The organism is Mesorhizobium sp. GbtcB19 (genome assembly GCF_019091085.1).
Taxonomy (GTDB): domain Bacteria; phylum Pseudomonadota; class Alphaproteobacteria; order Rhizobiales; family Rhizobiaceae; genus Mesorhizobium.
Genome location: NZ_JAGXJY010000001.1, coordinates 257359 through 272337, shown reverse-complemented (window position 1 = coordinate 272337; position 14979 = coordinate 257359). Strand labels below are relative to the sequence as shown.

The following is a 14979-nucleotide window of genomic DNA, read 5'->3' as shown; positions in this document are numbered from 1 at the left end:
ATCCTCTAGGCATTGTGCTGGTCGATATGCGTGGCTACCGCCGCCACGCTGCGGGCGAAGTAGGCGGAAGCGGTGATGTCGAAGAGTATGTCGAAACCCGCCGGCGAACGGAACGTCACGGCCTCGATATGGCCGACGCGCGTCTGGGCGATGTCGTCCGGGCCGAACTTTTCGGGTCTCAGGTCCAGCGCGCAAAGCCCGTTCATCGCCTCGGCGAGGCGAGGGCCGGAAAGGCGCAGCCATGCCCAGCCTTCCTCGCGCCATGACGAATAGCCTTTCGGCGCCGTCGCGGCGTGCCAAGCGGTTTTGACTTCGGCGAGCGTCTCGCCCACGCCCTCGGCGAGAAGCAGGATGTCCTCGTTGCCGAGGCGCAGGACCTGCATGCCGTGATGCTTGCCGATGCGATTGACGGCCGGGAGGGGAATGCCTTGCGCGGCAAGCCAGGCGGCGCTGCCGCAGCCCTTCAGGCCAAAACGCGGGCTGGCGGTAAGATCGCTCAGCACGACCGCGCCGGAAACCAGCTTGATGCCGTCGGCCGCGCCGCCGGGCATGAAGGGATAGATGCGGGTTGCCGTGCCGGCGGCCATCTAGATCTCCTGCCGCGCGTTGGTCGGGTCGAAGAAGGCGTGGGCGACGACTGGTGCTTCGATGAGTTCGCCGTTGCGGCATTTCACCGTCACGCGGCTGCCTTCCGCCTGGTCGTCGACATGGACATAGGCGAGCGCGATATGGCGCCCGAGCGACGGCGAATATCCGACCGAGGTGGTCTGGCCGACAGGGGCGCCGCCGCGCAGAACCAGGCAGCTTTCGCCCGGGATGTTTCGGGTGCCGGCGGGGAAGTTCAACCCGACCAGCTTGCGGGTCTGCCCGAGCCTTGCGCGCATCTCGATGGAGCGCTTGCCGACGAAGAACGGCTTCTTCTTCGAGACCGCCCAGCCGAAGCCCAGTTCGTCGGGCGTGGTGATCGCGTCCGTGTCCTGGCCGATCAGGATATGACCTTTCTCCAGGCGCAATATGCGGGACGCTTCCAGGCCGTAGGGACGCAAGCCATGCGGTCGGCCCGCCGCCATCACCGCATCCCAGAGGCTGGGCGCGAGGCTCGAGGGACAATGCAGTTCGTAGCTGAGCTCGCCCGTGAAGCCGATGCGCATCACCCGCACCGGCACGCCGGCGACCATGCCGTCGCGGCCGCTGAGATAGGGGAAGGCATCGCGGCTGAAATCGATGTCGCTCTCCAGCGCCCCAAGCACTTGACGCGCCTTGGGTCCGGTGACGTTGAGGCCTGAGAACGCGCCGGTCAGGTTGAGCACGTCGACCTTCAGGCGCCACTCGGCGTTCCAGAATAGCATGTCGGCATAGACGCGCGCGACGGCGCCGGTGGTTGCCGTCACATAGAACTGATCCTGCGCCATCCGGTAGGCGACGCCATCGTCGACCACCGAACCCATCTCGTTGAGCATCAGGCAATAGCGGACGCGACCGACAGGCTGGTTGGCATGCGCCATCGTGTAGAGGCGGTCGAGAAATTCACCGGCGTCCGGCCCGCGGATCTCCAGTTTGCCGAGGGTCGAGACGTCGAGCAGGCCGACGCCTTCGCGCACGGCGAGGATTTCCTCGCGGACGGCTTCCCCGGCGCTGCTGGCGTCGCCGTAGTAATAGGGCCGCCACCAGGCGCCGACCGGCTTCATCGCGGCATTCAGCGCGACATGCCGCGCGTGCAGCGCGGTGCGGCGCTCCAGCACTTCGTGGTGGCCGGCGAGCACGCCGAGCGTTTCCGGCCCGACGGGAGGACGCGCCGTGGTGATGCCGATTTCGCCGACGGTTCGGCCGGTCGCCTCGGCGACGATCCGGGCCGTGGCCAGGGCCGAATGGCGCCCCTGGCTCGGACCCATGCCGACGGTGGTGAAGCGCTTGACCAGCTCGATCTCGCGATAGCCCTCCTTGGTCGCGTTCTGCAGATCCTTGACCTGCAGGTCCTCGTCGAAGTCGACGAAGTCGCGCCCCTTGGGGTCGGCGACGATGGGCTGCACATAGCGTGGCCGAATGGTTTTCGGTGTGACCGGAGATTCTACCGCCACTGCGTGGCCGAGCCGTGAAAGCGCGTTTGCAGCCGCGCGCCGGCCGCTGGCGATCGCATCTTCCAGATCGTCCGCTCCGGCAACGGCGCCGGCGAGATGGACGGAACCTTGCGGCAGCGTGATCGTCATCGTTTGCATGCCGGCATCGTAACCGACCTTGCCGCCGGCCTGACATGGCAATTGCCATGCCGGCGCGCTGCCGATCGAAACGGCGAGCAGATCGCAGGCGGTCCAGCTTCCACCGACGCGGACGCGGGCGAGGTGACGATTTCCGGCCGTGCCTTCCGCCGCCTCGACGGTCGCGCCGTTGCGGATGGCGACGCCCTTGCCGCGGAGTTCGGCTTCCAGCGAGCCGGCTACACCGGCAGGCCTCGGATCGACAAGCTCGACGACCGATAGGCCCGCATCGAGCAGGTCGAGGGCCGTCCGATAACCGTCGTCATTGGCGGCGAGCACCACCGCACTTTGGCCGGGCCGCACGCCATAGTGGCGGATCAGGCGCTGCGCGGCGCCGCCGAGCATGATCCCCGGCAGATCGTTGTTGCGGAAGACGGCCGGTTGCTCGATGGCGCCGGTCGCCAGGATCACTTCCCGGGCACGCGTGCGATGAAGCCGGTCGCCCTGGATCAGCGGCAGCCAATTGTCCTCGTACCAGCCATTGCAGACGGTGCCGGTCAGCACCTTGAGATTGGGAAGCGCCTCAAGCTTTGACGACAGGCCGGAGAGGATGGCCGGATCGTAGCGGCCATAAGTCAGCGCGCCGCCGATCTCGGGATTCTCGTCGCACAGCACCACATCTGCGCCGGCCTCGGCGGCGGCGATCGCGGCGCTCAGTCCCGCCGGGCCGGCGCCGACCACGAGCACGTCGCAATGCAGATGGGTCTTGTCGAAATGGCGGTGCGGCGCCTTGGTGTCGACGAGGCCCAGGCCTGCCTTGCGGCGGATTATAGGCTCCCAGAATTTCAGCCAGCTGTCGCGGCGCGGGCCCATGAAGGTACGGTAGTAGAAACCGACCGGCAGGAAGCGGCCGAACCTGTCCATGACGGCGTCACGATCATGCTCGAGCGAGCCGTTGACGTTCTGCGCGCTGACCCGCAACCCTTCGCTGATCGGCGTGCGCTCGGCGGCAACGTTCGGGTCGGACGGCAACTGCACCAGCGCGTTGGCGTCGGCCCCGGTCATCGACAGGATGCCGCGCGGACGGTGATATTTGAACGAGCGCGACAGCACCCATTGGCCGGACGCGGCGAGCGCGCTGGCCATGCTGTCGCCTGCATAGCCTTCGAAGGGCTTGCCTTCGAAGCTGAAGCGGATGGGGCGGCTGCGATCGATGCGGCTTCCGAAAGGGGCGGGCAGCCGGTTCATGCGCGGCCCCGCGGTTCGGACGCGTCGAAGGTGCGGATGATCTCGTTGCTGACCAGATCGCGCTCGGCCAGGAAGAAATAGTTGCTCGGCACGTGCCGCCACCACTCGACGACGACGCCCTGGCGGTTCTCGGCGCGGAACAGATGCCGCGACCATTCCGGGTCAGCGGTTGCGTTCGGATCGGGCCTCGCGCGCACCGGTCCGAAGGACTGGAACTCGTCGATGTTGCGCGGGCCGTTCATGGGGCAGGTCAGCAGTTTCATCTGTCAGTGGCTCGCGGCGGTCGCGCCCATTTCATTGAGCAGCCTGAAGGTTTCGAAGCGCTCCAATGCGAATGGTTTGAGGATATCGGGCACGCGGCCATCGGCTATCGTCTGCGCCATGCGCTTTCCCGCGACGGGCGTCGCCTTGAAGCCCCAGGTGCCCCAGCCGCAGTCGAGCCAGAGGTTGGCGAGCGGGCTGGCGCCCATGATCGGACTGTAGTCCGGCGTCATGTCGGTGATGCCGGCCCATTGCCTCAGCAGCCGCACGCCCTGCAGGAAGGGGAACAGATGGACGGCGCCTTCCGCGAGGTGCACCTTCATGTCGAGCGTCGAGCGCGTCGAATAGAGCTGGTAGGGATCGGAGCCGCCGCCGATGACGACCTCGCCACGCGAGGACTGGACGAGATAGGTGTGCAGCGACACCGAGGAAACCAGTGTGTGCAGCCAAGGCTTCAGGGGTTGGGTCACCATCGCCTGCAGCGGATAGCAGCGGATGGGAAGCTCAACGCCGGCCATCAGCGCGACGTCGTAGTTCATGCCGCCGGTGGCGATCAGCACCTGGCCGCAGGCGACGCGGCCCCTGTTCGTCTTGACGGCCTGAACGCGGTCGCCGACGACCTCGAAGCCCTGCACCTCGGTGCGCTGGTGGATCTCGACGCCGCGCCGCGACGCCTGCGCGGCATAGCCCCAGGCGACCGCATCGTGGCGCGCCGTTCCGCCGTCGGCATGCCAGAGCCCGCCGAGGATTTCGAGCGCGCCACCATAGTCCATGTTGATGAGCGGGCAGAGCTCTTCGACGCCCTTCTGGTCGACGACCTCGGTGCGCGTGCCCATGTGCTTGCCCATTTCGGCGCGCATGTGGAAGCTGCGCATCGTCGCTTCGGTGTGCGCGAGCGTGAGCTGGCCGCGCTGCGAGAACATCACGTTGAAGTCGAGTTCTTGCGACAGGCGCTCGAACAGCTCGACGCCTTCCTTGTAGAAGGCGATGCCTTCCGGCGTGATGTAGTTGGAACGGATGGTGGTGGTGTTGCGCGCGGTGTTGCCGCCGGCGAGGTAGCCTTTCTCCAGCACCGCGACGCTCTTTATGCCGTGATACTTTGCCAGATGATGCGCGCAGGACAGTCCATGTCCGCCGCCGCCGATGATGACGACGTCGTAGGCAGGCTTCAGCGCGGGTGTGGCCGGGATGTCGCCGCTGACCGGATAGTCCCTGCTGAGACCGTATTTCAGAAGCCTGAGGGGCATTGCGGGCTCAGCTCGAAATCTTGGGCGGATTGTAGAGCAGCGCCGAGAGATCGGAGAAGCGGCTGTCGCGGTCATTGAGCGAAAGCACAGCGTCGCGGATCGCCGTGGCGCGGCCGGAGCCGAGCACGGGCGCGGCGAACTCCATGTATTTGGCCTCGACATCCTGCTTGGTCATCGGCGCTTCCGGGCCGCCGCGCGCGTGCACGTCGCCCGACATCAGCACACGTCCATCGTTGGTCGAGATCACGACGTCGGCCCAGCGGCCGGCCGGGAAGCGGGCGCTGTGGCGCTCGCTTTCGGTGACCGCAATGCGGGTGAGCATGTCCGCGACCGCGGCATCCTTGAGCCCGGCGCCGGAAATATGCTCCAGCCCGATGCGCCCATGGAGAATGAAGGTCGCGACGGCGAAGCGCAGGCTGTACTGCGCCTTCGAGGTCGTGTCCGGCATGCCGTCGAACAGCGTGGCCGCATAGTGGAAGCTGTTGACCTGAACGTTGGCGATGTCCGAGGCGTCGAGATTGTGCGCCAGGCAAAGTCCGCGCACCGCGTCGATCGCCGCATGCGCCCAGCGGCAGATAGGGTAGGGTTTCACGTATTGATGCAATGATTGCCAGAAGACGCCGAGGTCCTGCCAGTGCGCCGCGACGTCCGGCGCCTCGACGGTGATCGCCGGCGCGCCGGTGAAGCCGCGTTCGGCGAGCACCGCCGCCGAAAGGCCGATGAGAGCGCCCGGGCCGGAGCCGTCATGCAGCATCGTCGGCGTGGCGATCTCGCGCATCATCTGGCTGCGCGGACCGTGATATTCGGCAATGCCGAGCGCTTCGCGCAATTGCGTTTCGTCGAGTCGCCGCAGCCGTGCCGCCACCGCCGCCACGCCCAGAGCATTCCAGGCGCCGGAGGTGTGGTAGTCGCTCACCGTCGCATGCAAGGCAATGCCGGCCCGGCCGGCGACTTCGTAGCCGATGATCAGGGATGCGAGCGCCTCCGGCCCGGTAAGATCCGACCTCGCTTCCGCGAGCGCGGCAAGCGCTGGCACCACCGCGACGCCGATATGGCCTTTGGTGGGGCTGTAGCCGTCATGGCCGTCGAGGTTGTCGGTCTGCGTGGCGACAGCGTAAGCCGCGCCGGCGATGCTGGCGCGGCGCCCGTCGAACAGCATGCGGGCCGAATATTGCGGATCGCTCGAACCATAGAGCAGCACGGCGGCGTCGCGCGCGATCCGGCCTGCGTCCATCGGCCCGGCCGCGACTGCGATCCCCAACGTGTCGAGCAGAAGGTAGCGTGCCTGTTCCAGCACCGGTTGAGGGAAGACGGAAGCGGGACGCCGCAGCACAAAATCGGCAAGGCGGGCGAACGTATCGGAACTGACGACAGGCCCCTCACGCCGGTATGACGGCACAGCCACGCGCTTCTCTCCCCCTGTCTCTTCACAACATCATTAAATTGGGTTCATCGCGCAGGCACGCGATTAGTTTGGCGGCTTTGGCCAAAAATATTGATGCCATGTCGCTCGTCTGCAATTCAATGGCCGATTGCTCGTGCGATAGCTATGGCGAGTGTGGAAGCAGGAGACCGGGATGAAGCCGCCACCCCCCTTGAATTATATCCGCTCGTTCGAGAGCTCGGCCCGTCATTTGAGCTTCACCACGGCGGCCAAGGAGCTGGGCTACACCCAGGCGGCGGTCAGCACACATGTGCGGGCGCTGGAACACTATATCGGCCGGCAATTGTTCATACGCTATCCGCGCAGCCTGAAGCTGACCGAGATGGGGGAGGCGTTCCTGCCGACGCTGCGGCAGGCGCTCGACCAGATCGACCAGGCGACCGAAGCGATCGTGGCTTCCTCACGCAACCGCACGGTGGTGGTTTCCTGCCCGATGAGCCTCGCGGAGAACTGGCTGGCGGGGTGCATGGCCGCATTCCGGAAAAAGCATCCGGAGATCGAGATCGTGCTGCACGGCACGATCTGGGAGGACATCAGCGAGCAGATCGCCGACATCACCATCTCGACGCGACGCTTCGACGACCGGCCGCCCGCGGCCATTCCGCTGTGGAACGACGAACTGGTCCTTTTGTGCGCGCCCGGCATGCTCGAAGGCGAGCATGCGCTGAAGACGCCGCAGGACATGCTCAAGGTGGACTGGATCTTCGTTCACGGCCGCCAGGAATATTGGCAAGTGGTCGCAGAGGCGCTTGGCGTCGATCTGGAGGAGCACGACAAGGGCCTGTCGACCAATGCCTCCAACATCGCGCTCGAGCTCGCCGCCATGGGCGCCGGCCTGGTCGCCACGCAGCGTTCGCTCTCACACGCCTACATGGATCGCGGGCTGCTCGTCGAGCCGTTTCCGGTGCGACCGCCAAGCCCCTGGAATTACTATCTGACCGAGAGCCAGCTTTCGAAAGGAAACATCGCGCGCACGGTCAAGGAATGGATCCTTTCGAGAGCCAGGGAAGACGCGGCTCGGCCTTAGCACCGGTTTCGGCCTCAAAAATTTGACGGGCCAATGGCATTGTTTTTTTAGGTCTCAAAGGCCGGTTTTCTGCGGTTTGTGAAGGATCGAGCCCTTCCGGGATTTTTGCATCGCCCCTAACATGCGTGCCGCAAGGGGAATGCAACGGGCAAAAAGCCCTGAACCGGAGAACAACGATGACAATGTTCAAGAGCGACGGTGACCGCGTCCCGGCGGTCATCGAAAGCTACGCAGTCGAAGTCAAAAAAGGCGGGATGGACCGCCGCGAATTCCTCGCCATGGCCAGCGTGATGGGCGCTTCCACGGCGCTCGCCTATTCGATGGCAGGGATCGAGCCGGCCAAGGCCGCCGCACCTTTGCCCGGCAAGAAGGGCGGCATCCTGAAGATGCAGATGATCATCAAGGACATGAAGGATCCGCGCGCCTGGGACTGGTCGGAAATCGCCAACGTCATGCGCCAGTGCAACGACTATATGATCCGCTACACCACCGACTTCACCTTCGAGGGCCACCTGGTCGAGAGCTGGGAGGTGAGCGACGACGCCACCGAATACACGCTGCATTTGCGCAAGGGCGTGAAATGGTCGAACGGCGACGACTTCAACGCCGACGACATCGTCTACAACATCGCACGCTGGTGCGATAAGGCGGCCGAAGGCAATTCGATGGCCGGACGCATGGGCTCGCTGATCGACACGACCACCAAGAAGGCCGCCGCAGGCGCCATCACCAAGGTCGACGACCATACGGTGAAGCTGAAATGCAACCAGTCGGACGTCACCATCATCCCGGGCTTTTCCGACTATCCGGCGGTCATCGTCCATCGCGACTTCGACAAGAACGGCGCCAACATGCTGAAGACGCCCGGCACCGGCCCCTATGAGCTGATCTCGTACAAGGTCGGTGAATCGGCCTCGGTGCGGCGGCGCAAGGACTTCACCTGGTTCGGCGGCGAGCCCTATCTCGACGGCGTCGACTGGACCGACTACGGATCCGACGCCTCCAACCCGGCCATCGGCAGCGCCTTCGAGGCCGGCGAGATCGATTGCAACTATCAGACGGTCGGCGGCACGGTCGATCTCTATGACAGCATGGGCCTGGTCAAGGAGCAGGTGGTCACCGCCGGCACCATCGTGCTGCGCACCAACGTGACCAACAAGCCTTATGACGACAAGCGGGTGCGCAATGCCATCCAGCTGGCGGTCGACAACGAGACGGTGCTGAAGCTTGGCTACAGCGGCCTGGGCCAAGTCGCCGAAAACCACCATGTCTGTCAGATCCATCCGGAATATTACGCGCTGCCGAAAGTTCCGCGCGACCTGGCGAAGGCCAAGGCGCTGATGGCCGAGGCCGGCCAGACGGATCACGAGTTCGAGCTCATCTCCTACGATGCGGACTATGTGAAGGACCCGGCCGACGTCGTCGCCGCGCAGATGCGCGATGCCGGGTTCAAGGTCAAGCGCACCATCATCCCGGGTTCCTCGTTCTGGAACGACTGGACGAAATATCCCTGGTCGACCACCGACTGGGGCATGCGGCCGCTGGGCGTGCAGGTGCTGGCGATCGCCTATCGCAGCGGTGAGGCGTGGAACGAATCTGGCTACGCCAATCCGGATTTCGACAAGAAGCTCAACGCGGCGATGGCCATCGCCGACCCCGAAAAGCGCAAGGAAATGATGAAGGAGGTGGAGTTCATCCTGCAGGACTCCGGCATTCTCGTCCAGGCGTTCTGGCGCTCGCTCTACCGCCACCATGCCCCTTACGTGAAGAACCTCGGCATGCATCAGACCTTCGAACTGCAGCTGGACAAGGTCTGGCTGGACAAGGCCTGAACCGGCCAGATCAAAGCAATGGTCAGGGGCGCAATTTTGTGCCCCTGACTTAGCCGGCGACTGCGCTTGATCAGTCAGCTAAATGAAATCCCAAAGCGCTGCCAGAGAGCGCCAAACAAGTCGCCGAACCAAGGGAAGAAAGCTCAACTATGCGTACTCATGCACAAGCCGTCGTCATTGGCGGCGGTCTGATCGGCTGCTCGATCCTCTATCATCTCGCCAAGTTCGGCTGGACGGATGTCGTCCTCCTCGAGCGCAACGAGCTGACCTCGGGCTCGACATGGCACGCGGCGGCCAACATCCACGGCCTGCATGATTCCACCAACATCAGCCGGCTGCAGCATTACACGATGGCTCTTTACAAGGAGCTTGAGGCCGAAACCGGCCAGGGCTGCGGCATCTTCCAGCCGGGCTCGCTCTACCTTGCCCAGACCGAGGCGCGCGAGCATCAGCTGCGGCTGCAGGAAGCCAAGGCGCGGCGCTACAAGATGAACTTCTATGAAGTCGGCCGCGACGAGGCGGAGCGGCTGCATCCGCTGGTCGATTTCGACGGCATACGCTGCATCATGTATGAGCCAGAGGGCGGCAACGTCGATCCCTCAGGCGTGACGGCGGCCTACGCCGCCGGCGCGCGGCAGCGCGGTGCGGAAATCCATCGCTTCACGCCGGTTACCGCGACCGAGGCGCAAGCCGACGGCAGCTGGATCGTGCGCACGCCGAAGGGCGACATCCGCACGCAATGGGTGGTCAACGCCGCCGGGCTGTGGGGCAGGGAGGTCGCCGCCATGGCCGGGCTGCAGCTGCCGCTGATCCCGACCGAGCACCAGTATTTCGTCACCGAGACCATTCCGGAAATCGCCTCGATGGGCCGGCGTCTGCCGTCGGTCGCCGACCGCGACGGCGAATATTACCTGCGCCAGGAAGGCCTCGGGCTGCTGATCGGCGCTTACGAGCGCAACATGAAGTTCTGGGCCGAGGAAGGCACCCCGCTGGACTTCGGCCACGAGCTGTTTCCCGACGACCTCGACCGCATCGAGGAGAACATGATGCGCGCCGTCCAGCGCGTTCCCGCGGCCGCCACCGCCGGCGTCAAGAAGGTGATCAACGGTCCGATGATCTGGTCGCCGGACAGTGCCGTGCTGTTCGGGCCGGTGCCGGAGCTCAGCAATTATTTCTGCTGCAACGGCATCATCCCCGGCTTCTCGCAGTCGGGCGGCATGGGCAAGCTCGCCGCCGAATGGATGATCGAAGGCGAGCCGACGCTCGACATGTTCGGCTGGGACATGGCGCGCTTCGGCCACTGGGCCGGCAAGGCCTTCACCAAGGCCCGCGTGCAGGATCAGTACAGCCACCGCTTCAAGATCCATTTCCCGAACGAGGAACGCGCCGCCGGCCGCCCGGTGCGGACCCGGCCGGCCTATGAAATGCAGAAAGAGATGGGCGCCGTCTTCGGTCTCAATTTCGGCTGGGAGCATCCGCTGTGGTTCGCGGCCGAAGGCGAGCCGCGCGAGGAGACGATCGGCTTCACCCGCCAGAACTGGTGGGGGCCGGTCGGCCGCGAGGCGCGCATGCTGCGCGAGCATGCCGGCATCATCGACATCTCCAATTTCGCCAAATACGAGGTGAAGGGCCCGGGCGCGGAAGCCTGGCTGAACGAGCTCTTCGCCAACCGCATGCCGACCAAGGTCGGCAACTCTTGCCTCACGCCGCTGATCGGCAAGCGCGGCGGCATCGCCGGCGATTTCACCGTCACCAGGCTGGCGGAGGACGAGTTCATGGTGGTCGGCTCGGGCATGGCCGAGCGCTACCATCAGCGCTTCTTCAAATCGGTGCCGCTGCCCGAGGGCACCACTTTCCGCTCGCGCACCGAGGAGCTTGGCGGTTTCAATGTCGCCGGGCCGAAATCGCGCGAGCTCTTGCAGCGGCTGACCAATGACGATCTGTCGAACGAAGCCTTCCCGTTCATGCGCTCGCGCCAGATCACGGTCGCCGGCGTCGATGTGGTGGCGCTCAGGGTCTCCTTCACCGGCGATCTCGGCTGGGAGTTGCACTGCAAGGCCGGCAACCAGGTCGAGCTCTACAGCGCGCTGCTCAAGGCAGGCGCGGAAGTCGGCGCCGGACCGGTCGGATCGCGCGCGCTGATGTCGCTGCGCGTCGAAAAGGGCTACGGCAGCTGGAGCCGCGAGTACTCGCCGGAATACTGGCCGCAGGAGGTGCAGCTCGATCGCCTGATCAAGACGGACAAGGAATTCCTCAACCGCGATGCCTATCTCGCCGTCGCCGACAAGCCGGCGCGGGATCAACTGATCATGCTTTCCGTATCGGCGAAGGATGCCGACGCCACCGGCGGCGAGCCGATCTTCCTGCCGGACGGCACGCCGATCGGCCAGGTCTCGTCAGGCGCCTATGGCTATTTCGTCGAGCAGTCGCTGGCCATGGGCTACGTCAAGGCCGGAACCGCCAAGGCCGGGGACAAGGTGACCGTCGCCATATTGGGCAGGCCGCATGACGCGGTGTTGCTTCCGCATCCGCCCTTCGACCCGGGCGGCAAGCGACTGCGGTCGTAAGCGGCGAACACCCGGCGATTGGCAGGCCCGGCATTCGAAAGGGACTTCAAGCAACTAAAGGGGAAACGCATGATCAAACGGCATTTGCTGGGCACGATGCTTGCCCTGGTGATGGTGTCCGCCGCGCAGGCTGCCGACGTCAAAGTGGTCAACGACGACGCGTGGTTCGCCGAAGGTCCGATCTGGTATCAGGACAAGCTTTTCTACGTCGAATATGGCCGCGGCTCCGTGGACATGTGGGACGGCACGAAGAACGACATTTTCTGGAAGATGGATGGCTGCGGCCCGTCTGCCGTCCTGCCGACGACGACCGGCGAGTTCCTCGTCACCTGCTACGACAACAACACGATCGGCCGCATCTCGGCCGACGGCAAGACACTGCCGGCCTATGACAAGGACACGGACGGCAAGCCGTTCAGCGGACCGAACGATTTTGCGCCCGACAAGGATGGCGGCGTCTATTTCACCGGCTCCGGCAAGGGCGGTCCGTTGATCGATGCTTCGGCCTACTACATCGGCAAGGACGGCAGCGTGAAGAAGGTCGCGGGCGACCTGCACAATGCCAATGGTCTCGCCATGTCGAATGACGGCAAGATCCTCTATCTGGTCGAGACCGAGGACAACAGGATCATCGAATTCGACGTCTCGTCCGACCACACCTTAAGCAACCGCCGCGTCTTCCTGCGGCTCGACGATCTCTTCCCGAGCCAGGCGCATATCTGGCCCGACGGGATCAAGATGGACAAGGCGGGCGAGATGTATATCGGCCAGAGCCCGCGCTCGCTCGATGCGCCGGGCAAGATCATCGTCGTCGACAAGGACGCCAAGCTTTTGCGCACGCTTTCGGTGCCGTCGCCATCGATGCCAAACTTCGCCTTCGGGCCGGATGAGAAGGTGCTCTACGTGATGGCGCTCGACCAGATCGATGCAGCACCTTGGCACGGCAAGGTGTACGAGGTGCCGAACAAGTAGGGGCTTCGCCGGTAACGGTTCGGTGGCTCCGCTGTTTTTGACGCAATCCCGGACGGAAAACCGCTTCGCACCTTTCCTGGAATTGCTCTAGCCGCCGAACCGGCTGAGCCAATGCCGGGCGAGGTCGGAGCGCCGACAGACCCAGATGTCGGGATGGGACGTGACCTTATCGAGGAAACGCTCCAGCCCGATCATGCGGCCGGGGCGCGCCGCCAGCCGGCAATGCAGCGACACCGTCATCATGCGCGGTGCCGTCTGGCCTTCCTTCAGCAGCCAGTCGACGCCGTCGCTGACATATTCGAAGAACTGGCTCCCGGTCTCGAGGCCTGAGCCGCGCGAAAAGCGGCTGTCGTTGTTGTCGAAAGAGTGCGGGACGACCAGATGGCGCTTGGCGCCGACTTCGACGAAATAGGGCAGGTCGTCATTGTAGTCGTCGCAGTCGAACAGGAAGCCGCCATGCTCGGCGACCAGCCTTCTGGTGTTGAGGCTCGGCCGGCCGGTGTACCAGCCAACCGGGTCGATGCCGGTGATCTTGCGCACAGTATCCACCGTCATGGCGATATGCTGGCGCTCTTCCTCTTCGCTGAGCGGCGCGTAGTCGATCCAGCGCCAGCCATGGCAGACGATGTCGCTGCCAAGCGTCGCGATCGCCTTGCCGGCGGTCGGGTTGAGCTCCAGCGCGCGGCCGACGACATAGAAGGTCGGGATGACGCCCTTGTCCTGGAACAGCGAGATCAGCCGCCAGACGCCGACGCGCGAGCCGTATTCGTAGAGCGATTCCATGTTGCGGTTGCGCAGGCCGGGCACGGCCGGCGACACGGCAAGGTCGGACAGGATCGCCTCGGAAACGCCGTCGCCTTCGCCGATCGAGTATTCCGCGCCCTCCTCGTAGTTGACGACGATGTTGAGCGCCAGTTTCGCGCCGCCCGGCCACTCAGCCGCCGGCGGCCGCTCGCCATAGCCGATGAAATCGCGGGCGGGCAGATACGGCGCGTCTGACGTCATGAAATCCCCTCGGATGAAGCCGCTACCAGGATTGCCGGCCGCGCATGGCGGTCAGGACGCGCAGCGCGCGGTCCATGACGTCCTGCGGCCCGACGGTTATGCGCAGGCAGTCGGTCAGGCCGTAACCGGCGAGGCCGCGCACGATGATCTCGGCGCCGCGAAGAGCGGTGTCGGCGGCCGCCGCTGCTGCTACGTCGGCAAAGCGGACCAGCACGAAATTCGTCCGGCTTTCAGGCACCTCGTAACCGGCCGCCCGCAAGCCTTGCGCGAAGCGGCCGCGACTATCGGCGGTGCGCGCCACGATGGCGCGCATATAGGCCTGGTCCTCGACGACCGCGACGGCCATGGCGAGGCTGACGGTGGAGACCTGGTTGGAATTCTGCATCTTGCGCACTTCGGCGGCGATCTGGGGTGGAAACAGCCCCCAGCCGATGCGCGCGCCGGCCAGTCCGTAGGCCTTGGACAAGGTGCGCAGGACGACGGTGTCGCCGCGCCCGGCCAGCGCAAAGATGGCGTGCGGATCCTGATCGTCGAATTCGCCATAGGCCTGATCGATCAGCAGCAGAACGTCGCCGGGAAGCGCCGCGCGCAGGCGCAGCAATTCGGCGTTGGGGATGCGTGTGCCGGTCGGGTTGCCCGGATTGCAGACGAAGACGATGCGCGTCGCCGGCGTCACCGCTGCCAGAATGGCATCGATCGACACCGCATAGTCGCGCTCTGACGCCTTGACATAGGCGGCCCCGACACGCGCCGCCGCCGAAGCGGCAAAATTATAGGCATAGTCCGTGCCCAGCACCTCCGCGCCAGGACCGGCGAAGGCCGCGATAGTGCAGGCGATCAGCTCCATCGAGCCCGCGCCGCACAGGATCAGGTCACGTTCGACCCCGTACACCTCGGCGATCGCATCGCGCAGCAAGGTCCAGTCCGGGTCCGGATAAAGATGGCTGCGCGCCACGGCGTCGCGGCCGGCTTCGACGGCGCGCGGGCTGGGCGGGAAGGCGCTCTCGTTCTGGGCCAGCGTCGGCCGGTCATAGCCACCGAAATTCGCCAGCGCAAAAGCGGACATGGCCTCGATATGGGCGGTGGCTTTCAGGGGCACGGCATGGTCCGGCGATCGGCTTGTCGGCAAGGTGTTGCGAGGAGCGAGGCTAAGGCAGGGTGGCCGAGCCGCAAAGCAAAAT

The 14979-nt window shown here is 65.1% G+C and carries 11 protein-coding genes; 4 read left to right on the top strand and 7 right to left on the bottom strand.

Annotated elements, in window-relative coordinates; genetic code table 11:
- Nucleotides 1-5: 5 nt before the first annotated feature.
- The 5 genes from KVT37_RS01270 to KVT37_RS33925 are packed head-to-tail and all read right to left on the bottom strand — an operon-like array spanning nucleotide 6 to nucleotide 6356.
- Nucleotides 6-587 carry a hypothetical protein gene (locus KVT37_RS01270; protein ID WP_217568860.1) on the bottom strand — a complete coding sequence of 194 codons (582 nt, stop codon included), beginning with the start codon at nucleotides 585-587 and terminating at the stop codon, nucleotides 6-8.
- The gene (locus KVT37_RS01265) at nucleotides 588-3443 is read right to left on the bottom strand and encodes a 2Fe-2S iron-sulfur cluster-binding protein (protein ID WP_217568858.1); all 2856 of its coding nucleotides are present in this window, start codon (nucleotides 3441-3443) and stop codon (nucleotides 588-590) included.
- A complete protein-coding gene (locus KVT37_RS01260) occupies nucleotides 3440-3706 on the bottom strand; it encodes a sarcosine oxidase subunit delta (RefSeq protein ID WP_217568856.1) in 267 nt (88 codons plus the stop codon). The genes KVT37_RS01265 and KVT37_RS01260 overlap by 4 nt, the downstream gene beginning before the upstream one ends.
- 3 nt (nucleotides 3707-3709) lie before the next feature.
- Nucleotides 3710-4951 (bottom strand): FAD-dependent oxidoreductase, encoded by a 1242-nt coding sequence (locus KVT37_RS01255; protein ID WP_217568854.1) that lies wholly within the window; start codon nucleotides 4949-4951, stop codon nucleotides 3710-3712.
- A gap of 7 nt (nucleotides 4952-4958) precedes the next feature.
- Nucleotides 4959-6356, bottom strand: a complete 1398-nt coding sequence (locus KVT37_RS33925) for an MmgE/PrpD family protein (protein WP_308642535.1) — start codon at nucleotides 6354-6356, stop codon at nucleotides 4959-4961.
- 172 nt (nucleotides 6357-6528) lie between these two features.
- Between KVT37_RS33925 and KVT37_RS01245 the strand changes: the two genes are divergently transcribed.
- The 4 genes from KVT37_RS01245 (at nucleotide 6529) to KVT37_RS01230 (ending at nucleotide 12793) form a co-directional block, all read left to right on the top strand.
- A complete protein-coding gene (locus KVT37_RS01245; RefSeq protein WP_217568852.1) occupies nucleotides 6529-7422 on the top strand; it encodes a LysR substrate-binding domain-containing protein in 894 nt (297 codons plus the stop codon).
- A gap of 176 nt (nucleotides 7423-7598) precedes the next feature.
- Nucleotides 7599-9254, top strand: coding sequence for an ABC transporter substrate-binding protein (locus KVT37_RS01240; protein WP_217568850.1), 1656 nt, complete (start codon nucleotides 7599-7601; stop codon nucleotides 9252-9254).
- Between the two features lie 149 nt (nucleotides 9255-9403).
- Nucleotides 9404-11821, top strand: coding sequence for an FAD-dependent oxidoreductase (locus KVT37_RS01235; RefSeq protein WP_217568848.1), 2418 nt, complete (start codon nucleotides 9404-9406; stop codon nucleotides 11819-11821).
- 69 nt (nucleotides 11822-11890) lie between these two features.
- Nucleotides 11891-12793 (top strand): SMP-30/gluconolactonase/LRE family protein, encoded by a 903-nt coding sequence (locus tag KVT37_RS01230; protein WP_217568846.1) that lies wholly within the window; start codon nucleotides 11891-11893, stop codon nucleotides 12791-12793.
- Nucleotides 12794-12880: 87 nt separating this feature from the next.
- On the opposite strand, the gene KVT37_RS01225 is transcribed toward KVT37_RS01230, so the two are convergent.
- Nucleotides 12881-13798 carry an allantoinase PuuE gene (locus KVT37_RS01225; protein WP_217568844.1) on the bottom strand — a complete coding sequence of 306 codons (918 nt, stop codon included), beginning with the start codon at nucleotides 13796-13798 and terminating at the stop codon, nucleotides 12881-12883.
- Nucleotides 13799-13820: 22 nt separating this feature from the next.
- Nucleotides 13821-14897 carry a histidinol-phosphate transaminase gene (locus tag KVT37_RS01220; protein WP_308642534.1) on the bottom strand — a complete coding sequence of 359 codons (1077 nt, stop codon included), beginning with the start codon at nucleotides 14895-14897 and terminating at the stop codon, nucleotides 13821-13823.
- Nucleotides 14898-14979: the final 82 nt, after the last annotated feature.

Coding starts and splice junctions, on each gene's coding strand:
- KVT37_RS01240 (WP_217568850.1), top strand. CDS start 7,599: ATGACAATGTTCAAGAGCGACGGTGACCGCGTCCCGGCGGTCATCGAA.
- KVT37_RS01225 (WP_217568844.1), bottom strand. CDS start 13,798: ATGACGTCAGACGCGCCGTATCTGCCCGCCCGCGATTTCATCGGCTAT.
- KVT37_RS01245 (WP_217568852.1), top strand. CDS start 6,529: ATGAAGCCGCCACCCCCCTTGAATTATATCCGCTCGTTCGAGAGCTCG.
- KVT37_RS01235 (WP_217568848.1), top strand. CDS start 9,404: ATGCGTACTCATGCACAAGCCGTCGTCATTGGCGGCGGTCTGATCGGC.
- KVT37_RS01270 (WP_217568860.1), bottom strand. CDS start 587: ATGGCCGCCGGCACGGCAACCCGCATCTATCCCTTCATGCCCGGCGGC.
- KVT37_RS01255 (WP_217568854.1), bottom strand. CDS start 4,951: ATGCCCCTCAGGCTTCTGAAATACGGTCTCAGCAGGGACTATCCGGTC.
- KVT37_RS01230 (WP_217568846.1), top strand. CDS start 11,891: ATGATCAAACGGCATTTGCTGGGCACGATGCTTGCCCTGGTGATGGTG.
- KVT37_RS01265 (WP_217568858.1), bottom strand. CDS start 3,443: ATGAACCGGCTGCCCGCCCCTTTCGGAAGCCGCATCGATCGCAGCCGC.
- KVT37_RS01260 (WP_217568856.1), bottom strand. CDS start 3,706: ATGAAACTGCTGACCTGCCCCATGAACGGCCCGCGCAACATCGACGAG.